20 protein-coding genes are annotated in these 19,514 nt (G+C 70.6%); 13 read left to right on the top strand and 7 right to left on the bottom strand.

The window, feature by feature from the left end; translation table 11 throughout:
* Positions 1 to 19: 19 nt before the first annotated feature.
* Together VAB18032_RS27595 and hppD are read right to left on the bottom strand one after the other, a co-directional pair.
* Positions 20 to 550, bottom strand: a complete 531-nt coding sequence (locus VAB18032_RS27595) for an RDD family protein (protein WP_013736228.1) — start codon at positions 548 to 550, stop codon at positions 20 to 22.
* A 288-nt stretch (positions 551 to 838) separates the two neighbouring features.
* Positions 839 to 2,044 carry a 4-hydroxyphenylpyruvate dioxygenase gene (hppD, locus tag VAB18032_RS27590; RefSeq protein ID WP_013736227.1) on the bottom strand — a complete coding sequence of 402 codons (1,206 nt, stop codon included), beginning with the start codon at positions 2,042 to 2,044 and terminating at the stop codon, positions 839 to 841.
* Positions 2,045 to 2,182: 138 nt separating this feature from the next.
* On the opposite strand from hppD, the gene VAB18032_RS27585 reads away from it, so the two are divergent.
* A complete protein-coding gene (locus tag VAB18032_RS27585) occupies positions 2,183 to 2,689 on the top strand; it encodes an Lrp/AsnC family transcriptional regulator (RefSeq protein ID WP_013736226.1) in 507 nt (168 codons plus the stop codon).
* A gap of 56 nt (positions 2,690 to 2,745) precedes the next feature.
* Here the strand turns inward: VAB18032_RS27585 and VAB18032_RS27580 are convergent, their stop codons facing one another.
* Positions 2,746 to 3,732 carry an ArsR/SmtB family transcription factor gene (locus VAB18032_RS27580; RefSeq protein WP_013736225.1) on the bottom strand — a complete coding sequence of 329 codons (987 nt, stop codon included), beginning with the start codon at positions 3,730 to 3,732 and terminating at the stop codon, positions 2,746 to 2,748.
* 65 nt (positions 3,733 to 3,797) lie between these two features.
* Between VAB18032_RS27580 and VAB18032_RS27575 the strand changes: the two genes are divergently transcribed.
* From VAB18032_RS27575 to VAB18032_RS27550, 6 genes are all read left to right on the top strand, one after another.
* Entirely contained in the window at positions 3,798 to 5,096 is a 1,299-nt protein-coding gene (locus VAB18032_RS27575) for an MFS transporter (protein WP_013736224.1), read from the top strand.
* Between the two features lie 103 nt (positions 5,097 to 5,199).
* Positions 5,200 to 6,654 (top strand): collagen-like protein, encoded by a 1,455-nt coding sequence (locus VAB18032_RS27570; RefSeq protein WP_050814803.1) that lies wholly within the window; start codon positions 5,200 to 5,202, stop codon positions 6,652 to 6,654.
* Between the two features lie 169 nt (positions 6,655 to 6,823).
* Entirely contained in the window at positions 6,824 to 8,485 is a 1,662-nt protein-coding gene (locus VAB18032_RS27565; protein WP_013736222.1) for a fumarate hydratase, read from the top strand.
* A 100-nt stretch (positions 8,486 to 8,585) separates the two neighbouring features.
* Entirely contained in the window at positions 8,586 to 8,990 is a 405-nt protein-coding gene (locus VAB18032_RS27560) for a hypothetical protein (protein ID WP_043725901.1), read from the top strand.
* 113 nt (positions 8,991 to 9,103) lie between these two features.
* A complete protein-coding gene (locus VAB18032_RS27555; RefSeq protein WP_013736220.1) occupies positions 9,104 to 9,766 on the top strand; it encodes an Abi family protein in 663 nt (220 codons plus the stop codon).
* 17 nt (positions 9,767 to 9,783) lie between these two features.
* On the top strand, positions 9,784 to 11,193 hold the full coding sequence (locus VAB18032_RS27550; protein WP_193386278.1) for a class II fumarate hydratase: 1,410 nt from the start codon (positions 9,784 to 9,786) through the stop codon (positions 11,191 to 11,193).
* 6 nt (positions 11,194 to 11,199) lie between these two features.
* Here VAB18032_RS27550 and VAB18032_RS27545 read toward each other — a convergent pair whose 3' ends face one another.
* Entirely contained in the window at positions 11,200 to 11,481 is a 282-nt protein-coding gene (locus tag VAB18032_RS27545) for a hypothetical protein (protein WP_043722118.1), read from the bottom strand.
* Positions 11,482 to 11,736: 255 nt separating this feature from the next.
* Between VAB18032_RS27545 and VAB18032_RS27540 the strand changes: the two genes are divergently transcribed.
* From VAB18032_RS27540 to VAB18032_RS27530, 3 genes are read left to right on the top strand one after another with little or no spacing between them, the layout of a single operon-like run.
* Positions 11,737 to 12,549 (top strand): helix-turn-helix domain-containing protein, encoded by an 813-nt coding sequence (locus VAB18032_RS27540; RefSeq protein ID WP_013736217.1) that lies wholly within the window; start codon positions 11,737 to 11,739, stop codon positions 12,547 to 12,549.
* Complete coding sequence (locus VAB18032_RS27535) at positions 12,540 to 12,722, top strand: DUF397 domain-containing protein (protein ID WP_013736216.1); 183 nt, start codon at positions 12,540 to 12,542, stop codon at positions 12,720 to 12,722. Before VAB18032_RS27540 ends, VAB18032_RS27535 begins: the two co-directional genes overlap by 10 nt.
* Position 12,723: 1 nt before the next feature.
* On the top strand, positions 12,724 to 13,119 hold the full coding sequence (locus tag VAB18032_RS27530; RefSeq protein WP_043722116.1) for a pyridoxamine 5'-phosphate oxidase family protein: 396 nt from the start codon (positions 12,724 to 12,726) through the stop codon (positions 13,117 to 13,119).
* 73 nt (positions 13,120 to 13,192) lie between these two features.
* Here VAB18032_RS27530 and VAB18032_RS27525 read toward each other — a convergent pair whose 3' ends face one another.
* Positions 13,193 to 13,738 carry a CGNR zinc finger domain-containing protein gene (locus tag VAB18032_RS27525; protein WP_013736214.1) on the bottom strand — a complete coding sequence of 182 codons (546 nt, stop codon included), beginning with the start codon at positions 13,736 to 13,738 and terminating at the stop codon, positions 13,193 to 13,195.
* 83 nt (positions 13,739 to 13,821) lie between these two features.
* Here VAB18032_RS27525 and VAB18032_RS27520 point away from each other — a divergent pair, with 83 nt between their 5' ends.
* From VAB18032_RS27520 to VAB18032_RS27510, 3 genes are read left to right on the top strand one after another with little or no spacing between them, the layout of a single operon-like run.
* Entirely contained in the window at positions 13,822 to 14,781 is a 960-nt protein-coding gene (locus tag VAB18032_RS27520) for an EamA family transporter (protein ID WP_013736213.1), read from the top strand.
* A 13-nt stretch (positions 14,782 to 14,794) separates the two neighbouring features.
* Positions 14,795 to 15,538, top strand: coding sequence for an HAD family hydrolase (locus VAB18032_RS27515; protein WP_013736212.1), 744 nt, complete (start codon positions 14,795 to 14,797; stop codon positions 15,536 to 15,538).
* Between the two features lie 35 nt (positions 15,539 to 15,573).
* Positions 15,574 to 17,253: a S8 family serine peptidase gene (locus VAB18032_RS27510; RefSeq protein ID WP_050814802.1), complete on the top strand. Its 1,680-nt coding sequence runs from the start codon at positions 15,574 to 15,576 to the stop codon at positions 17,251 to 17,253.
* Positions 17,254 to 17,443: 190 nt separating this feature from the next.
* On the opposite strand, the gene VAB18032_RS27505 is transcribed toward VAB18032_RS27510, so the two are convergent.
* Both VAB18032_RS27505 and VAB18032_RS27500 read right to left on the bottom strand, forming a co-directional pair.
* The gene (locus tag VAB18032_RS27505; protein ID WP_013736210.1) at positions 17,444 to 18,409 is read right to left on the bottom strand and encodes a PDDEXK family nuclease; all 966 of its coding nucleotides are present in this window, start codon (positions 18,407 to 18,409) and stop codon (positions 17,444 to 17,446) included.
* Positions 18,410 to 18,740: 331 nt separating this feature from the next.
* Positions 18,741 to 19,376 (bottom strand): IclR family transcriptional regulator, encoded by a 636-nt coding sequence (locus VAB18032_RS27500; RefSeq protein ID WP_013736209.1) that lies wholly within the window; start codon positions 19,374 to 19,376, stop codon positions 18,741 to 18,743.
* Positions 19,377 to 19,514: the final 138 nt, after the last annotated feature.

The following is a 19,514-nucleotide window of genomic DNA, read 5'->3' as shown; positions in this document are numbered from 1 at the left end:
GCGGCCTTGCTGTGCTCGGTCACCTCGACACCTTAACGACGACGGTCCCGGCGAACTTGTCGTGGAGGCACTGCTGCCAGGGCTTGTCCCACAGTTGCCATAGACCGTCGAGGTAGCTGCCGCCCGGCACCAGCGACCCGCCCACGAACTCCACGAGGTACCGCTTCCCGGCCATCCGTCGATCGAGGGTGGCGGTCGGATCGAGCGGAACGACCCGCAGGTTCATCACCTTCTTGCCGATGGTCTGCCCGGTCCGCTTGAGGTACTCGACGTGGTACAGCCAGTAGAACGCGAACATGACCGCGAACAGCGCGACCTGGAGCAGCAGCATCGGCAGCAGGATCTCCGTGATGACGTCGGCGGGGGTGGGGTCCGCCAACGTGCCGTCCGGGTTCGTTTCCGGCAGGTTGGCGAGGAGTCCGACCATGAAGATCAGGAAGATCGGCGCGAACAGCACCAGCAGCACGGCGGTGGCGATCGCCGTGTCGATCAGGTACGCCAGCAGCCGGTCACCGAAGCTGGCCAGCGGCTGCCCACCCGGCCCCAGCACCGGCGGTGGCGGCCCGCCCGCCCACTTCGGTGGTGGCTGACCCGGATGCCAGCCGGGCGGCGGCTGACCTGGGGACCAGCCCGGGGGCGGCTGACCCGGCGGCGGGCCACCGGGGGACGCCCGGTGGGGGTGGCGAGTTGGCCCAACCTGCGGGGGGCGGGGCGTACTGCGGCGGGAGACCGGCGGGCGGCGGGGCGTCACCGGCGGCCGGTGGCGGCCCACCGATCGGTGCGCCGCCACCGGCCGGTGACGTGGGGTGGGGTGAGGGCTGGGTCACGCTCGACAGTGTTACAGGTTGCCGCGCTTCTCCTGCTCGCGCTCGATCGCCTCGAAGAGGGCCTTGAAGTTGCCCTTGCCGAAGCCGAGCGAGCCGTGCCGCTCGATGAGCTCGAAGAAGACGGTCGGGCGGTCCTGCACCGGCTTGGTGAAGATCTGGAGCAGGTAGCCGTCCTCGTCCCGGTCCACCAGGATCTTGCGGGCCTTCAGCTCCTCGATCGGCACCCGCACCTCGCCGATGCGGGCCCGCAACTCCGGGTCGTCGTAGTACGAGTCCGGGGTGTCCAGGAAGTCGACGCCGGCCGCCCGCATCGCGTCGACACTTGCCAGGATGTCGTTGGTGGCCACGGCGATGTGCTGCGCGCCCGGGCCCTGGTAGAACTCCAGGTACTCGTCGATCTGCGACTTCTTGCGGGCGATTGCCGGCTCGTTGAGCGGGAACTTCACCTTGCGGGTGCCGTTCGCGACCACCTTGCTCATCAGCGCCGAGTAGTCGGTGGCGATGTCGTCACCGATGAACTCGGCCATGTTGGTGAAGCCCATGACTCGCTTGTAGAACTCGACCCACTCGTCCATCCTGCCGAGTTCCACGTTGCCGACCACGTGGTCGACGGCCTGGAAGAAGCGCTTCGGCTGGATGCCGGCGTCGATCATCGGCTGCCGGTCCACGATCGGGCCGCGGGCGACGAAGCCGGGCAGGAACGGGCCGGTGTAGCGGGACCGGTCGACCAGGGTGTGCCGGGTGTCGCCGTACGCGGCGATGGCGGCCATCCGGACGGTGCCGTGCTCGTCGCTGACGTCGTGCGGCTCCAGCAGGCCGGTCGCGCCCTGCGCGGTGGCGTGCGCGTACGCGGCGTCCACGTCCGGCACCTCCAGCGCGATGTCGGAGACACCGTCGCTGTGCTTGGCCACGTGCTCGGCGCCGTCGGCGTCGGGGCGTACCACGCCGGTGAGCACGAACCGGGCCGAGCCGCTGGTCAACACGTACTGGGCGTGGTCGCGGTGGCCCTGCTCCGGGCCCCGGTACGCCACGCAGGTCATGCCGAAGGCGGTGGAGTAGTAGTGCGCGGCCTGCTTCGCGTTGCCGACCAGGAAGTGCACGTGGTCGAGGCCCTTGACCGGGAACGGGTCACGGGCGATGTCGTGGTCGACGGCGCCGACGAGGGCATCGACGTCGACGTCGTCGGTCGACTGGGGTCGGTCGATCGCCTGGGTCATGGTGGCCTCCCTTGCGTACCGGCCGGCCTGCTCGGCCGACGCTGTGCTCGTTCCCCGGACTATCACCGTGACCCCGCTCACTGAGCAACTGTCAGCTCTATCGCTGGTCAGGTTGCACAACAAGTAGGGTGGTCAGCCGTGAACCCTGGACAGGATGTACAGCTCGACGCGCTCGATGTCAGCCTGATCGAACTGCTCGCCGCGGAACCGCGGATCGGTGTGCTGGAGTGCTCCCGTCGCCTGGGGGTGGCTCGCGGCACCGTCCAGGCGCGGCTCGACAAACTCGTCGACCGGAAGGTGATCGGCGGATTCGGGCCGGAGGTGTCGCCCGCCGCGATCGGGTTCACGGTGACCAGTTTCGTCACCCTGGAGATCAGTCAACGGCACGGGCACGTCCCGGTGGCCAACCACCTGGCCGGGATTCCCGAGGTGCTGGAGGCGCACACCATCACCGGCTCCAGCGACCTGCTCTGCCGGATCGTGGCCCGCTCCAACGCCGACCTGCAACGGGTGATCGACCAGATCGTCGCGTACGAGGGCATCCGCCGCGCCTCCACCATAATCGCCCTGGACGAGCAGATCCCGTACCGCGTCCTTCCCCTCGTCCGCTCCGCCGTCCGGGGGGAAGGAAGGGCACCTTCTTAACGTCTCCGGTAGAGCAGGGGTCCCCTCTTAACACGGCTCAGTCCGGCTGAGACGGATCAGTCGGCGCACAGCGCGTCACCGAGCGGGGTGCGCCGGTAGCGCACGGCCCGACCGGTGCGGATCCGGCTGACCAGCCCGGCCTCCCGCAGCACCGTGAGGTGGTCGCCGACGCCGCCGAGGCTGAGCCCGAGTTGAGCGACGAGTTGACTGGTGGTGGCGGGCAGGGCGAGCGCCCGCAGCACCGCCGCCCGCGAGCGGCCGACCAGCCGATCCAGGGCGTCGTCGGGGCGGGCCGGGTCGGGCGGCCCGAGCAACTCGGCCACCCCGGAGGCCCGGTAGACGATCGCGTACGGCCAGGGCTGCTCGACGTACGCGATCAGGGTGCCGAAGACGGTGGGCACGAAGAGCAGGCCCCGACCGGCAAGCGAGTGGGTGTCGGGGTCGTTGCTGTCGATCTCGATGACGCCGACGTCACCGGGGATCCAGCGCAGCCGGGGATCCAGGTCCGCGACGGCCGCACCCCAGCCGTAGGCGAGCAGGCGACCCGCCCGACGGACCAGGTCGCGCTCCAGGATCGCGCGCAGACGCGGCCAGTCCGGCTCGACCAGCGCCTTCCACGACTCCTCGATCGCGTCCGCGATCAGGTCGACCACGTTCGGAGCGGCGTAGATCCGGCGGGCGTACGCCGGTGGAGTGGCGCGGGGCCCGGCGAGGTTGCGGGCCAACTCGTCGCGGGCCTGCGCCAACGGGGTCGCCCGGACCGCAGCCAGTTCGCCGTGGAAGTCCCGGGCCGTGCCGTCCGGCGGAGGCTGGATGAAGTCGGCGTTGTAGCCGCCGCGACGCAGCAGCGCCAGCAGCGCCCCGACCGCCGGCACCTCCCGGCGCAGCCGCTCGTACGCTGGCCTGGTCCGGGCCACCCACGGCCCCAGCCCGTCGGAGGCCCGTTGACCGGCGTGCAGCCGCAACGCGGACACCGTCTCGCCCAGCGGGGAGACGGCGTACCGACTGGCGGCCACGTCGGCCGGGGTGACCTCGATCCGCATGCCGCACCTTTCGCTTGACAGCGAAAGGATAGAGCGGACCGGGGCCTTCGACCACGCTGATCACCGTGACCGACACGCGTACGCCCACCGTCGAGCGGCCGGCGACCTTCGGCGACGTCTTCGCCGTGGCCGAGTTCCGGGTGATCTTCGGCAGCTTCGGGATCTTCATGATCGGCGAGACGGTGAAGATGCTGGCCCTCTCCGTGCTTGTCTACGAGCGCACCGGCTCCGGGCTGCTGGCCGCACTGGCGTACGTGACCGGGTTCCTGCCGCACGCGCTCGGCGGGGTGTTCCTGCTGGCCCTGGCGGACCGGATGCCGGCCCGCGCGCTGATCGTCGGGTACGACCTGTTGCGGCTGGCGGTGGTCGTGGTGCTCGCCACCGGGGCGCTGTCGCCGCCGCTGATGCTCGGCCTGGTCGCCGTCGTGGCACTGTTCGGCCCGGTCAGCAGTGCCGCGCGGACCGCGCTGCTGCCCGAGGTGCTGCACGGCGACTCGTACGTGTTGGGACGGTCGCTGCTCTCGGTGGCCGCCGGGGGCACCCAGGTGGCCGGCTTCGCCGTCGGTGGCCTGTTGCTCGGGCTGGTCGGGCCCTACGGCGCGCTCTGGCTGACCGCGCTGACCTGCGGCCTGTCCGCCCTGCTGGTGCGCCTCGGCCTCACTCGCCGTCCCGCTCGCGTCCGCACCTCCCCTGCCACCGATGCCGTAAGCACTGGCGCTGTAGGCCCGGCTACCGGTGCCGTGGGCACAGCCGCGGGCCGGGGCAGGGGTGGTGCCGTTCGGGAGACGCTGCGGGTCAACCGGGAACTGCTCGCCGATCGACGGATCCGGGGACTGCTGCTCGCCCAGTGGCTGCCCGGCTCGCTGCTCGTCGGTGCCGAAGGCGTGGCGGTGCCGTACGCGGCGGAGTTGGGACCGGGTGCCAGCGCCGGCGTGCTGCTGATGGCCGGTGCGGGCGGAATGCTGGTCGGTGACCTGCTGGTGGGTCGGTTCGTGGCACCGGCGCGCCGGGAGCGGTGGACGCCCTGGCTCGCGCTGCTGCTCGGCGTACCGATGCTGGCGTTTCTGGCCGGTCCGGGGTTGCTGCCGGCGGCGGCGCTCTTCGCGGTGGCCACCGCGGGCTTCGCCTACCAGCTCGGGCTGGCCCGGCGCTTCCTCGACGCGGTGCCCGAGTTGCGCCGTGGGCAGGCGTTCGGGCTGGTCAGCACGGGGATGATGGCGATGCAGGGGCTGGCGGCGGCGGGTGCGGGCGGGCTGAGCGAGTGGCTCGCCCCGGGCGTGGTGATGGCGGTGGCCGGTGCCGCGTCGATCGCCGCGACGCTGGCGCTGTGGCCGGTGCTGAAGCCTGCCGCTCACCCGCGTTAACAAGGGGCCCTTCTACTACCGGAGGCGTTAATAAGGTGCCCTTCCTTTCACGACACGCGGTGTGGTGCGCGCGGTGCGAGGGGCGGGTGGCTACCGTGTTCCGGTGGCGAAGGGCAGCGGCCTCGGCGTGCGTGGCTGGCTGCTGCTTGGCCTGACCACTGTCGTGGCGCTGGCCGCGACCGGAGTCTGGAACCCGTTTCCTGGCATGTGGGACTGGGTGAACAGGCGGTCGCCCATCTCCGAGCCGGACCTCGTCTGGCAGCAGCGCATCGGTGGCACCCCGCGCAGCGTCACCATCGCCGGGGAGACGGTGGTGGTCGAACAACGCACCCGGGTCGAGGCCCGCAGCCTGGCCACCGGCAGCCAACTCTGGGAGCGCAAGGCCGACTGGAGCGCGGTGGCCGGCGGCGGTGCCGAAGCCGTGGTCGCCGTCGGTCGCCTGCTGGTCAAGGGGTACGAGGTCCTCGACCCGACCACCGGTGTGACCCGTCGGCGCGACAACGACGCGGTGGCCGTGTGGACCTACCGCAACCTGCTGCTCGACGCGCGTTGCGTGGAGGCGACCGACTGCACCCTGAGCGCCTGGGAACCGCGCGGGGTCGCGCCGCTGTGGACCGCCTTCCTGCCCGGGGTCAGCAGCGGCCTGCTCGCCGACAACCCGAACCTGCTCGACAGCCGTCGGCTGTCCAGCCCTCGGATCCACGGTGAGGTGGCGGGCCCGGAGACCGTACCGGCGCTGCTCGGCTTCCCGGTCGACGGGCGGGTGCACGTGGTGGACACCGCGACCGGTCGGGTGTTGCAGGACGTGGAACCGGGACGCGACGAGCGGCTCGCGGTGATCGGTGGCCGGCTGCTGCGCATCGTCGCCCGCTCCCAGGACGGCAACTGCTACTTCACGATCTCCGGCCGGGACGCGGCCACCGGGCAGGAGACCTGGCAGCGTTCCGGGCTCAACCTGCGTACCGCCGACAGTGCCGGGTGCGTGCAGCGGGAGGATCCGTACGGTGCCCGCAACGTGCTGGTCGGGGTCGCCCCGGACGGCCGTGAGGCGATCCTCGACGGGTACGACGGGCGACTGCTGCTGGCCACCGAGAACTCCGAACGGGTGCTCGCCGTGGACGACCGGTACGCGGTGGTGCGCACCGCCGGCCGGGACGGGATCTCCGGCCGGGAACTCAGCTCCGGTCAGGTGCGGTGGAACCGGCCGAGCGGCGAGAAGGCGGGTGCGGCACTGACCCCGTACGCGGCCGTCGTCGCCGACGAGAAGCCGAACCGGCTGGTGGCTCTGGATCCGCGTACCGGCCGGGAACTGGTCGCGCTGCGGACCTCGGCCAACGCGCTGGCGGTCGGCCCGGCCGGCATGGTGATCGGTGAGGGCCGTGAGATCGGGTACATCCGCTTCGGAGCGGCGAGCGGCGACCCGGCCCGCAACGGTGATCCAGGTCGCAACGGCGACGGGAGTGTGCCGGGGCCGGCGGGCAGTCCCGGCGCGCCGGGCCCGCAGGGCACCTGCGGGCCGAAGAACGAGCTGTGCGACGCCCCTGATTCCGGCAAGTGACGCCGTCCGCCGGGTCGGACGAGGGTGAGCGGCACCACCCCACCCGGTGGGTAGGAGTGATCGAACCTTCTGCCCTAGGCTTTGCCGTCATGAGCGAGCGTCAGCGAGCGAATCACGGGTGTAGTGCGGTGGTGCCCCACGGCGGCACGGAGCGCAGTGGAGTGGCGGCATGAGCACGGAATTCTCGTACGCCCCGCTGTTGCCGACCGGGCCGGACCAGACGGAGTACCGCCTGGTCACCGACGAGGGCGTCGACGTGGTGAACGGTCCGGGTGGGCGCCGGTTCCTCACCGTCGACCCGGCCGCGTTGACCGCGTTGACCGCCGAGGCGATGCATGACATCGCTCACTTCCTGCGGCCGGCGCACCTGGCCCAGCTGCGGTCGATCATCGACGACCCGGCGGCCTCGCCTAACGACCGGTTCGTCGCGCTGGACCTGCTGCGCAACGCCAACATCGCCGCCGGCGGAGTGCTGCCGATGTGCCAGGACACCGGCACCGCGATCGTGATGGGCAAGCGTGGGCGGCACGTGCTCACCGACGGCAGCGACGCCGAGGCGATCTCCCGCGGCGTCTGGCAGGCGTACACCAGGCTGAACCTGCGCTACTCCCAGCTCGCCCCGCTGACCATGTGGGAGGAGCGCAACACCGGCAGCAACCTGCCCGCCCAGGTGGAGCTGTACGCCGAGGACCCGGACGGGCACCCGGACGCGTACAAGTTCCTCTTCATGGCCAAGGGGGGCGGCTCGGCCAACAAGTCGTACCTCTACCAGGAGACCAAGGCGCTGCTGAACCCGACGCGGATGATGCAGTTCCTGGAGGAGAAGCTGCGGCTGATCGGCACCTCGGCCTGCCCGCCGTACCACCTGGCCGTGGTGATCGGCGGCACCAGTGCCGAGTACGCCCTGAAGACCGCCAAGTACGCCTCCGCCAAGTACCTCGACGCGCTGCCGACCTCCGGCTCGATGACCGCGCACGGCTTCCGGGACCTGGAGCTGGAGGCGGAGGTGCTGGAGTTGACCCGCAACTTCGGCATCGGCGCGCAGTTCGGTGGGCGGTACTTCTGCCACGACGTACGGGTGGTCCGGCTGCCCCGACACGGCGCGTCCTGCCCGGTGGCCATCGCGGTCTCCTGCTCGGCCGACCGCCAGGCGGTTGCCAAGATCACCCCGTCGGGTGTGTGGCTGGAGCGACTCGAAACCGACCCGGCCCGCTACCTGCCCGAGGTCACCGACGCGCAGCTGGACACCACCGAGGTGGTACGCGTCGACCTGAACCGGCCGATGGACGAGATCCGCGCCGAGCTGTCGAAGTACCCGGTCAAGACCCGACTGTCCCTGACCGGCCCGCTGGTGGTCGCCCGGGACATCGCCCACGCCAAGATCGCCGAGCGGTTGGACGCGGGCGAGCCGATGCCGCAGTACCTGCGCGACCACGCCGTCTACTACGCCGGCCCGGCGAAGACCCCGGAGGGCTACGCCTCCGGCTCGTTCGGCCCGACCACCGCCGGCCGGATGGACGCGTACGTGGAGAAGTTCCAGGCTGCCGGCGGCTCGATGGTGATGCTGGCCAAGGGCAACCGCTCCGCTCAGGTGACCCGCTCCTGCGAGCAGCACGGCGGCTTCTACCTCGGTTCGATCGGCGGCCCGGCCGCCCGGCTCGCCCAGGACTGCATCAAGCACGTCGAGGTCCTGGAGTACGCGGAGCTGGGCATGGAGGCGGTCTGGAAGATCGAGGTGGAGGACTTCCCGGCCTTCATCGTCGTCGACGACAAGGGCAACGACTTCTTCGCCGAGGTCACCAAGCCGGTGCTTACGATCGGCCGCCGCTAAGAGAACTGAGGATCCTGAGTTCCCCTTGATTTTGAGGGGACGGCTGTTGCGCTGAAGATTCTGATGGCGTACTCTCCTGTGTGAGCAGGGGGGTGTGCACATGCCGCAGATCGAAGTTGACGACGCGACTGATAGGTACCTGACCTTCGCGGCGGGCATCACCGGCATGACGAAGGGGCAGTTGGTGGCTCGCCTTGTGGAGCAAGCCCAAGCGGCTGCAGCGCCGGAGCCGGCTACGCCAGATGGTGATGAGCCGGCTTCGGTGCGGGTCTACGCGGACTATGCAGGCCACCGCACCTATGGGATGTTCGTGCCCGGGCCAGGACGAATCGAGATCACATCGGGTCCGCTGGCCGGCCGTTCCTTCCGGACTCCCAGCCAGGCTGCGCGGGAAATCGTCCAGCACTACAACCCGGCCGTAAGCCCGCACCGCAACGGCTGGAGCTTTTTCTTCGTCGCCGCGACCGGCGCCCCGTTGCAGAGCCTCCGGCACCGGTCGGTCTGAGCGGCCGTCCTGCTGTTTCTGACAAGGCAATGCCCCGGGTTGCTTGCAAGCAGAGGCAACATCCGGGGCGTACGCATGAACTTTACCCCAGAACGACAAGAAGGGCGACTGTGATGGCCGACATCGTGGCGCTGGAGAGGGCTCTCTCGGCAGGTCGGCTTGAGCCGTACGTCAAGGCGGCCGGAGGCGGGCTCGCCGAAGGAATCCAACTCTACGAGTGGAACACGGCTGTGTCCGCTGCGTTCTTCGAGGTGCTGGGGCACTTCGAAGTGGTGCTGCGTAACGCGCTCCATGAACAACTCAGGGTGCTGGGCGGGCGGGAGGACTGGTGGTTGGCGCCGCGGTTCGACTTCACCCCTCCTGCCAACGACATGATCGCCAAGGCATGTGCCGAGATGGGGCGCAGAGGCGCCAGCGGCAGCCCGGGCCATGTGGTGGCAGCCTTGCCGTTTGGCTTCTGGGTCGCACTGCTGAGCGCCGGTGGCGACTGCAACTACGAGATGTCGCTCTGGCGGCCGGGTCTCCGCCAAGCCTTCCCTGGATACAGCGGAACCAGAGCGAGGCTGCACCCCCGCTTGAACACTCTTCGACTGCTCCGGAACCGGATCGCCCACCACGAACCGATCTACCGGCGGCACCTGGCGGCTGACCACGACACCGTGCTTGAGGTGGTGGGGTGGATCGTCCCCGGATTTGCCAATTGGATGCGGCAGCGGAGCCGGGTGCCCAACTTCCTCGCCCAGCGCCCGTTTTCTGCCGAGCCGCCCTGCGATTAGCTCTTGGTCCCGGCAGGATGGTAGGCGTGACGACTCCAGAGGCGACGGGTTACCGGATCGAACGCGACTCGATGGGCGAGGTGGAGGTGCCCGCCGATGCGTTGTGGCGGGCCCAGACCCAGCGGGCGGTGCAGAACTTCCCGATCTCGGGTCGGGGGATCGAGCCCGCCCAGATCCGGGCACTGGCCCAGATCAAGGGAGCGGCGGCCGAGGTCAACGGCGATCTGGGCGTGATCGATGCGAACGTGGCTGCGTCGATCGCCGCAGCCGCCGCGCACGTGGCCGACGGCGGGTACGACGACCAGTTCCCGATCGACGTGTTCCAGACCGGCTCCGGCACCTCGTCGAACATGAACACCAACGAGGTGATCGCCACGCTGGCCAGCCGGGAGCTGGGCCGCGACGTGCACCCCAACGACGACGTCAACGCCTCCCAGTCCAGCAACGACGTCTTCCCGTCCTCGATCCACCTGGCCGCCACCGAGGCCGTCGCCCGTGACCTGCTGCCGGCGCTGGACCACCTGGCCGGCGCGCTGGAAGCCAAGGCCACGGAGTTCGAGACAGTGGTCAAGGCGGGACGTACCCACCTGATGGACGCCACGCCGGTGACTCTGGGGCAGGAGTTCGGCGGGTACGCCGCCCAGGTCCGCTACGGCATCGAGCGGCTGGACGGGGTGCTGCCCCGGCTGGCCGAACTGCCGTTGGGCGGCACCGCGGTGGGTACCGGCATCAACACCCCCCTGGGCTTCGCCGCCCGGGTGATCGAGAAGCTGCGCGACTCCACCGGGCTGCCGTTGACCGAGGCACGTAACCACTTCGAGGCGCAGGGCGCACGGGACGCGCTGGTGGAGGCGTCGGGTCAGCTGCGTACCGTCGCGGTTGGTCTTTACAAGATCGCCAACGACATCCGGTGGATGGGCTCGGGCCCCCGCGCCGGCCTACGTGAGCTGCGCATCCCCGACCTCCAACCCGGCTCGTCGATCATGCCCGGCAAGGTCAACCCGGTGGTCTGCGAGGCGGTCCGGCAGGTCTGCGCGCAGGTGATCGGCAACGACGCGACGGTGGCCTTCGCCGGCTCGCAGGGCGACTTCGAACTCAACGTGATGCTCCCGGTGATGGGCCGCAACCTGCTCGAATCCATCCGGCTGCTGGCCGCGTCGAGCCGCCTGCTCGCCGACCGCTGCGTGGTCGGCCTGGTCGCGGACGCCGAGGTCTGCCTGTCGTACGCCGAAGGCTCGCCGTCGATCGTCACCCCCCTCAACCGCTACCTGGGGTACGACGAGGCCGCCTCGATCGCCAAGGAGGCGTTGGCCAAGCAGACCTCCATCAGGGAGGTGGTGATCTCCCGTGGCCATGTCGACTCCGGCAAGCTCACCGAGGTCCAGTTGGACGAGGCCCTGGACCTGCTCCGGATGACCCACCCCTGACCGACGTCACGGGCGCGCCCCGGGGCGGGGTACCCAGGCCAGGAACCGAGCGAAGAGGGCGGCCGGGGTAGGACCCTCGTCCGGGTCCAGGCGGTAGAGGTCGGCTGCCGCCTCGTGCAGTACGGCGCAGAGGTAGACGCTGAGGGCGATCCGGTCGTGGGCGTACTCGGCGATCAGCGTCAGTCGTGCCGTCGCGCAGGGCCAGGGTGCCGCGCAGGCCCGACACAGCCACAGTGGGCGCAAGGGCAGGTGGGGGCGCGTCACCGGTCCCTCGGCGGATGGGGGCATGGCGCAGCCTTCCGGTAGAGCTGACTCGTCACGGCCCCCGGCGATGGGACCGCCCGGCCGGGGGAGCGGGGCGGTCCCACCTCGACGCCGCCTCTCGGGGGAATGAGCGGCGAGCGTCGCTGCGCACAGTCTGCTGAGCACACCGTTACGGTCGGAAGGGTTTGGCCGTGCTGTCCGAGGCCCACTGTGGCCGGGCCGGGTTGCCGGTGGCGGTGCGCTGTAGTCGATCGACCGGTTCCTGGAGGGCGGCTGGAAATGGCGAGTGGACAGCTGACAGCGGCGGCCTTCCTGGTCGCGGAGCTGCGTCGGGCGCGGGTGCGGCAAGGCTGGAGTCAGGAGGATCTGGCCAAGGCCGTGAACTACTCGCCGTCGATGGTCAGCGCGGTGGAGTTGGGTCAACAGCCGCCCACCCCGAAGTACCTGGAACAGTTCGACAAGGCCCTGGACACCGGCGGCCTCTACGGCCGTATGCTCACCCACCTGGTAGCCCTCGACAAAGCCCAGGTCTGGCTTCGAGGATGGCGTGCCATCCTCGAAGGTGCCGACGAATTGCGGTGGTTTGAACCGCTGCACGTGCCCGGTCTACTTCAGACCGAGCCCTATGCTCGCGCGGTCTTCGAGGCCGACGACTCGTTGGCCCGTGCGGAGCGCGAGGAACGCCTTGCTGACCGCCTGGCGAGCCAGGGTGTTGTCTGCCAGGAGGACCCGCCCCGCATGGTGGTGGTGATAGACGAGGCTGCTCTGCGGCGGCGAGTCGGTGGCCGCAAAATCATGTTGGAGCAGATGCAACACCTGGTCCGGCTGGCCAATGATCATCCGTCGCTTCGGCTGCTTGTGGTGCCGCAGTCCGCCGATGAGTATCCGGGGCTCAACGGACCGTTCATGCTCGCCACCCTGAAAGACCGGACGGTCGTGGCCTACCTGGGTGGCCAGATCGGTGGCCGTGAACTTGATCGGCCGTCGGATCTGTCGATGCTGCAACGGGTTTGGGAGGCTACCCTTGGCGCGGCCCTACCAGCACAGGAGTCGATCGAATTGCTGAAGGAGATTGCCGAGTCATGGAGTTGAGCGGTGCGCGGTGGCGCAAAAGCAGCCGCAGCGGCTCCAGCGACCAGTGTGTCGAGGTGGCTACGAATGTGCCTGGGGTGGTGGGGGTGCGGGACAGCAAGGACGCTGCGGGGGCGGTGCTGACCTTTGAGGCGTACGCCTGGCGGGTTTTTGTCGCCGCACCGCCGCGCTGAGGTGATCACCGCGCCCGGCGCGGAGGCGGTGGAGCGGCTGGATCGGGAGCGCGTGGTCTGGCTCTGCACATTGCGGCCGGACGGGTCGCCGCACCTGACGCCGGTCTGGTTCCTGTATCTCGATGGTGAGTGGTGGATCGGCACCGCCGAGCGCAACCGGAAGGTCCGCAACATCGCCGCCGATCCCCGGGTGTCGCTGGCGTTGCCGGACGGGGATGCGCCGGTCGTCGCCGAGGGCGTGGCGAGCATCGTGCGCCAGCCGTTCCCGGCCGCCGTCGTCGACGGCCTGCGGCACCGGTACGACGGGTGGGACGTCACAGTGGACGGCCCGGACGGACGGTACGTGCTGCTCCGGGTCGCGGTGACCCGCTGGCTGATGGCCGGACGCGCCCATTGATCGCCCAATGCGGGGCCTCTGGGTGCGATTCCTGTTGCTCTGGCGGACAACGAACGCACCCAGAGGCGAGGGCTCAGCTGCGGGCGGCGGCCTTGCGGGCGCGGTAGGCGTTGACTGCTGCGCGGTTGCCGCAGCCGGCTTCGCAGAATCGGCGGGAGCGGTTCTTCGACAGGTCGACAAGCACGTTGTCGCAGTCGGGGTACTCGCAGGTGCGTAGCCTGCGCAGTTCGCCGCCGCGCACCACGTCGGCGATCGCCATCGCCGCCTCGACCGCCATCCTGGTGGCCAGCGGGGCATCCCGAGGCACGGCGTGCAGGTGGTACGGCTCGTCGTCGTGGGTGATGAGCTGGGGCAGGGCACGGTGTTCGCGGAGCAGTCCGTTGACGATCGAGACGATCTCGTCGACGTCGGCGTGCCAGATGCGGCGCAGCCGGGGGCGCAGGGCGCGTACGGCCCGCAGTTCCGCTTCGGTGTGTTCGTGGCGTCCGGAGTAGGAGTGGACGGTGAAGAAGTCGTTCAGAGCAGCCACGTCGGGCAGCCCTTCGTCGCCCTGGCCGGCGGTGTTGACCAACGCGGCGGTGGCGATCAGGGAGCTCTCGGTGTCATGAGCGAAGGGCAACTTGACTCCTGTCCTGGCCTGACTCTAGCGTCATCGGCGTAACCATAGTTTGCCTATGTCAAGGCGCCGTGCCAAGGAGAGCCATGCGTCAATCACCCGTCGCCGGTGCCGGCCTCGCGCTGGCCCTGCTCTCCGCGGTCACCTTCGCCACCTCGGGTACCTTCGCCCGATCCCTGATCAACGCCGGCTGGTCGGCCGAATCGGTGGTCATCGCCCGCGTCGGCCTCGCCGCTCTGGTGCTGGCGACACCCGCGTTGCTCGTCATGCGGGGCCGGTGGCCGGTGCTGCGCCGCAACCTCGCCTCGATCGGTGTCTTCGGGGTGCTGGGGGTGTCGGTCGCCCAGGTCTGCTTCTTCAACGCGGTGCGCTACCTGCCGGTCGGCGTCGCACTGCTGCTGGAGTACCTCGGCATCATCCTCGTCGTCGGGTGGACCTGGCTGGTGCAGGGGCAGCGTCCGCGTCGGCTGACCGTGGCCGGTTCGGTGGCGGCCCTGGCCGGCCTGGTCTTCGTGCTCGACCTGACCGGTGCGGGCCGACTCGACCCGATCGGGGTGCTCTGGGGGCTGGGCGCGGCGGTCGGGCTCGCCGGCTACTTCGTACTCGCCGGGCGGGTCGACTCCGCGCTGCCGTCGGTGGTCATGGCCAGTGGCGGCATGGCGGTCGGTGCCGCGGTGCTGCTGGCGCTCGGCCTGGTCGGCGCGCTGCCGCTGCGGGCCAGCTTCGGCACGGTGCAGTTCGGCGGGCAGGAAATGAGCTGGGTAGTGCCGATCGCCGGCCTGGTGCTTGTCGCGGCGGTGGTCGCCTACCTGGCCGGGATCGCCGCGACCCGTGTGCTGGGTGCCCGGATGGCCTCCTTCGTGGGGCTGACCGAGGTGATGTTCGCGGTGCTGATCGCCTGGCTGGTGCTTGGCGAACTGCCCACTGTGGTGCAACTGTTCGGCGGGGCGTTGATCGTCGCCGGAGTGGCGCTGGTCCGCATCGACGAACTACGCGCACCCGCCCTACCCGAGCAGCCGAAGGCAGCGGAGCCGGCCCTCACGTGACACCCTGGTCGGCATGCTGAGCGCGGTGGTGTTCGACGCCGACGAGACTCTGCTCGATCTGCGCCCGGCCGTCACCGGTGGGTTGGCGGCCGTACTCGACGAGATGCGGCGGCTGACCCCGGCGGCGGCCGAGGTGTCGCTCGCCGACCTCGAATCGGACTGGGGTGCCGTCTTCGGCGACATGGCCTCGGCGCCGGTGATGGAGATCCGTCGGGCGGCACTGCACCGTTCGCTGGCTCGGGCGGGCCTTGGCGACCACCTGGACGAGTTGGCCAAGGTCTTTTTCGCCCGCCGGTTCGCGCTCACCCGACCCTTCCCGGACGTGCTGCCCGCACTGGCCACCCTGCGGCAACGGTGGATGCTCGGCTTTGCCACCAACGGCAACAGCCGCGCCGAACGCTGCGGGCTCGCCGGTGAGTTCGCCTTCGAGGTGTACGCACACGAGAACGGCCTGCCGAAGAAGCCCGCACCGGAGTTCTACGCCGGGGTGTGTGAGGCGGCCGGAGTGGCGACACCTTCGCAGGTGGTGTACGTCGGCGACAACCTTGCCTTGGACGTGGTCGCCGCCCAGCGGGCCGGGTTGCGGGCGGTGTGGCTGAACCGCCGGGGCGAGTCGCTTCCCCCTGATGTGCTGCCGGATGCGGCAGTTTGCTCCCTCGCCGAGCTGCCCGCTGTCCTGGTCGGCCTTTCCGGCGAAGCGGACTTTTTACTTCCTAGCGGATATCGGTCTGGCGAAACGTCATGCGTTGATGTCTGATGACGCCACGTCCCTCAACGAGAGGATTCGATGTGGTGAGCAAGCGCTTCACCGTCGGTGTCGTCGCGACCGCGGCGGCACTGGCACTCACGGTGACCGGCCTGGGCGTGCCCGCTGGTGCCGAACCGTCCGGCGTTGCCCGGACCTTCACCGTGGTGGCGGAGGACGGGGTCTCCGCCGACGCCGCCATCGCCGCGATCCGGTCGGCCGGCGGGACCGTGGTGTCCCGTACCGACGAGGTCGGTGTGTACCAGGTGACCAGCGACCGGGCCGACTTCGCGACGAAGGCGACCGCCGCCGCCGCCCTGATCGGCGCCGCCGAGGAGAAGGCCATCGGCCGTAAGCCCAAGCTGGACCGGGTCGAGCAGGAACACCTGCTGGCGGTCGCCGCGGCCAAGGGGGCCGGCAAGCAGCGGGGCAAGAAGCTGGACCCGCTGGACGACAAGCTCTGGGGCCTGGAGATGATCCGGGCCGACAAGGCGCGCAAGATCGAGCCGGGTGACCGCCGGGTCACCGTCGGCGTCCTGGACACCGGCGTCGACGCCAGCCACCCGGACATCGCGCCGAACTTCAACTGGGCGCTGTCCCGCAACTTCGCGCCCGACATCCCCGAGATCGACGGGCCGTGCGAGGTGCCGAGCTGCCTCGACCCGGCTGGCACCGACGACGGCGGACACGGTACGCACGTCGCCGGCACCATCGGCGCTGCCGCCAACGGCTTCGGCCTCTCCGGCGTGGCCCCGAAGGTCTCCCTGGTCAATCTCAAGGGCGGCCAGGACTCCGGTTACTTCTTCCTCAACCCGGTGGTCAACGCGCTGCTGCACGCCGGCAAGTCGGGCCTTGACGTGGTCAACATGTCCTTCTACGTGGACCCGTGGCTCTACAACTGCACGGCGAACCCGGCTGACTCGCCGGAGGCGCAGGCCGCGCAGCGGGCCACCATCCGGGCCATGAAGCGGGCGCTGACCTTCGCCCACGACCGGGGCGTCACCCTGGTCGGTGCGCTCGGCAACAACCACGAAGACCTGGGCGACCCGCGTACGGACGTCTCCAGCCCGAACTACGGGGACGTCGCGCCGTACCCCCGCGAGATCGACAACAACAGCTGCTGGGACCTGCCCACCGAGGGGCCGCACGTCATCAGCGTCTCGTCGGTCGGGCCGTCGGGTAAGAAGGCGGACTACTCCAACTACGGCACCGAGCAGACCGCCATCGCCGCGCCGGGCGGTTGGTTCCGGGACGGCTTCGGCACCGACACGTTCCGCACCGACGCCAACATGATCCTGTCCACGTACCCCTTGAAGGTCCTCCAGGAGGAGGGCTCGGTCGACGAGGACGGCAACATCGTGCCGGGTGCGGAGACCTTCGTGTTCAAGGAGTGCAAGGCCAACCGGCAGTGCGCCTACTACACGTACCTCCAGGGCACCTCGATGGCCGCTCCGCACGCCTCGGGCGTCGCCGCGCTCATCGTGAGCCGGTACGGCAAGCCGCAGGGCCGGGGTGGCTTCGGCCTCGCGCCCGACGTGGTCGAACGGCACCTGCTCGGCACGGCCGCCGAGCGCGCCTGCCCCGAGCCGAGGTTGCAGACCTACACCAACGAGGGTCGGCCGGCCGAGTTCGACGCGTACTGCGCCGGCTCGCGCGACTTCAACGGCTTCTACGGCCACGGCATCATCGACGCCTACGCCGCAGTGACCACCCCGCTGCGCCGCTAGCCTCGCGGGCCCGCGCGTCCGCCGCGCGGGTTCGTGCGACCTGTCTGCGCGGCCCCGTCCGCGTTTTCGCCGAAGTGGCGGTTACCCGAGTGCTGGGTGACCGCCACTTCGCCGTAACGGAGTGGATCACCCCCGGGGCTGCCGGGCGAGGCGGCGGGATGGGCCACCGGCCCCGGCTTGCGGCGGGTGGTCAGCGGTGCCAGCCGGCGGCGGCGAGGGCGGTACGGATCTCCCGTACGAGTCCCGGGAAGTCGTGGTGCAGGCGTCGGCTGGTCACGTGCAGCACCCGCCAGCCGGCCGCCACCAACTGGTTGAGCCGCTGCCGGTCGAGGTGGAGCTGGTCGGGATCGCTGTGCCAGAGCCCGTCGTACTCGACGGCCACCCGGTATTCGGGCCAGCACAGGTCAGGGTGCAGGATCCGCCCGCTGGCCAGCCGCACCGGATGTTGGGTGACCGGTCGGGGCAGCCCCGCCAGGATCAGCCGGACCCGTAGCTGCGACTCGGGCGGCGACTGCGCACCCGCATCGGCCAGGCCGAACACCCACTCGGCCCGTCGGCCCCCGGGCCGGCCCGCGTTCGCCCTGGCCATGGCGTCCAGCCGGGTGTGGTCGACCAACTTCTGCCGGAGCATGGCGTCGATGATGCCGACCGCCTGTACCGGCTCCAGCCACACCGCGCATTCCCAGGCCGCGCAGATGACATCCGACCGGAGCAAGGGCTGCGAGCCCACCGGTCCCGCGACGGCGACAGGCCGGCAGGCGTGCTCGGCGGACGCGGGCGTGGGCGCGGGCGTGGGTTGCGGCGGCTGGCGTGGACCGAGGGTGTGCACCCGGATGCCGCGCTGGGAGCCGAGCCGGAACTGCATCGGTGCCAGCACGTGAACCTCGTCGGTGAAGGTCGCGGCGTGCTCGATGCCGTGCAGGTAGGCCGCTGAGGGTCCGGCCATCAGCACGCCGGGTGGTAATCGCAGCGAGGCCGCTCGGCAGAGCAACTCGTGATCGCGGTCGAGGCGGGCGTCGGCGTACACGTCGTGCATCAGGCGGACCCAGGACGCACCGCGTAGCTGGTGCCGGGTGATCAGGCGGTCGCGGATCGCCTCGGAACCGCGGAACACCTGCCACGCGAGGGCGGCCGGCCGGTACGGGGAAGGAGGCATGCCTCCACCGTGCGGCCTACCGTCAGCCCTGCGGCACCCCTGTGGACAACGGTCGCTCTCATGATCGACCACCCCTGTGGACAACACCCACGCCACAGCCCGGCCGTGGTATGGGCCCGCGCCACCCTGTCATGGACGTCCGGCACGCCACGGGCTCGCTGAGGTGGGGAGGCTTCCGCCGTTACGCCGGAATTGCGGTTTCCGGCGCTCCCGGATACCCCCGTTCCGCCGTGACGGTGCCGGCCAGAGGCCCGGGACCGGCCAGCCGGGCCGTTGGACCAGGCCGGCGGGGTGGGAGCGAGGGCCGGTGTCGGCGGAGGGCGAGGTGGTGTCAGCGGAGGGCGGCGGCGATCGCGGTGGCGGCGGCGAGGACCTGGGCGCCGACTGCGTCGGCGTCGAGTGGGGCGAGCGCGACCACGCCGACGCTCGCCTCCAGGCCGGGCACACCGAGGACCGGGGCTGCCACCCCGTACGCACCGGGTTGCAACTCGCCGACGGTGCTCACCGGGCCGGCGACGCCGGACCGCCCGGCGAGGATGGCCTGCCCGGCCGCGCCTCGTTCCAGCGGGTGCCGGGCTCCGGTGCGGTACGCCACGTGGAACGAGGTCCAGCTTGGCTCGACCACGGCCAGCGCGACCCCCTCGCCGCCCTCGACCACGGTCAGGTGTGCGGTCGCGCCGGCCTGCTCGGCGAGGCGTCGTAGGGCCGGCAGCGCGCCCTCGGCGAGCAGTGGTTGCGCGCGCCGGGCCAGGTGCAGCACCCCGGCGCCCAGGCGCAGCCGACCGTCAGTGTCCCGGCGAAGCATGCCGTGCCCGGCCAATGGTGTGACCAGGCGGTAGACCGCCGCCCGGCCGATGCCCAGCCGGTTCGCCGCCTCGGTGACGGTGAGCCCGCCGGGCGCGTCGGCGACGAGGTGCAGCAGCCGCAGCCCCCGGTCCAGCGTCTGCGAAGTCTCCCCACCCGGCACAACCACCCCGCCCCCACCCGTGCCGCCGGTGGCGCCCGGACCGCGGGTAGCGCCCGCACCGCCGGTGGCGCCCGGACCGCCGGAAGCACCCGTGCCGGTAACACCTGCACCGCCGGAGGCACCCGCGCTGGTAGCGGG

The organism is Micromonospora maris AB-18-032 (genome assembly GCF_000204155.1).
Classification (GTDB): domain Bacteria; phylum Actinomycetota; class Actinomycetes; order Mycobacteriales; family Micromonosporaceae; genus Micromonospora; species Micromonospora gifhornensis.
This window is presented reverse-complemented; position numbering and strand designations above follow the sequence as displayed.

Bases quoted from the DNA above. Each gene is read 5' to 3' on its own strand.
- hppD (WP_013736227.1), bottom strand. From the start codon at position 2,044: ATGACCCAGGCGATCGACCGACCCCAGTCGACCGACGACGTCGACGTC.
- VAB18032_RS27580 (WP_013736225.1), bottom strand. From the start codon at position 3,732: ATGCGGATCGAGGTCACCCCGGCCGACGTGGCCGCCAGTCGGTACGCC.
- VAB18032_RS27565 (WP_013736222.1), top strand. From the start codon at position 6,824: ATGAGCACGGAATTCTCGTACGCCCCGCTGTTGCCGACCGGGCCGGAC.
- VAB18032_RS27560 (WP_043725901.1), top strand. From the start codon at position 8,586: ATGCCGCAGATCGAAGTTGACGACGCGACTGATAGGTACCTGACCTTC.
- VAB18032_RS27555 (WP_013736220.1), top strand. From the start codon at position 9,104: ATGGCCGACATCGTGGCGCTGGAGAGGGCTCTCTCGGCAGGTCGGCTT.
- VAB18032_RS27550 (WP_193386278.1), top strand. From the start codon at position 9,784: ATGGTAGGCGTGACGACTCCAGAGGCGACGGGTTACCGGATCGAACGC.
- VAB18032_RS27545 (WP_043722118.1), bottom strand. From the start codon at position 11,481: ATGCCCCCATCCGCCGAGGGACCGGTGACGCGCCCCCACCTGCCCTTG.
- VAB18032_RS27540 (WP_013736217.1), top strand. From the start codon at position 11,737: ATGGCGAGTGGACAGCTGACAGCGGCGGCCTTCCTGGTCGCGGAGCTG.
- VAB18032_RS27535 (WP_013736216.1), top strand. From the start codon at position 12,540: ATGGAGTTGAGCGGTGCGCGGTGGCGCAAAAGCAGCCGCAGCGGCTCC.
- VAB18032_RS27520 (WP_013736213.1), top strand. From the start codon at position 13,822: ATGCGTCAATCACCCGTCGCCGGTGCCGGCCTCGCGCTGGCCCTGCTC.
- VAB18032_RS27515 (WP_013736212.1), top strand. From the start codon at position 14,795: ATGCTGAGCGCGGTGGTGTTCGACGCCGACGAGACTCTGCTCGATCTG.
- VAB18032_RS27505 (WP_013736210.1), bottom strand. From the start codon at position 18,409: ATGCCTCCTTCCCCGTACCGGCCGGCCGCCCTCGCGTGGCAGGTGTTC.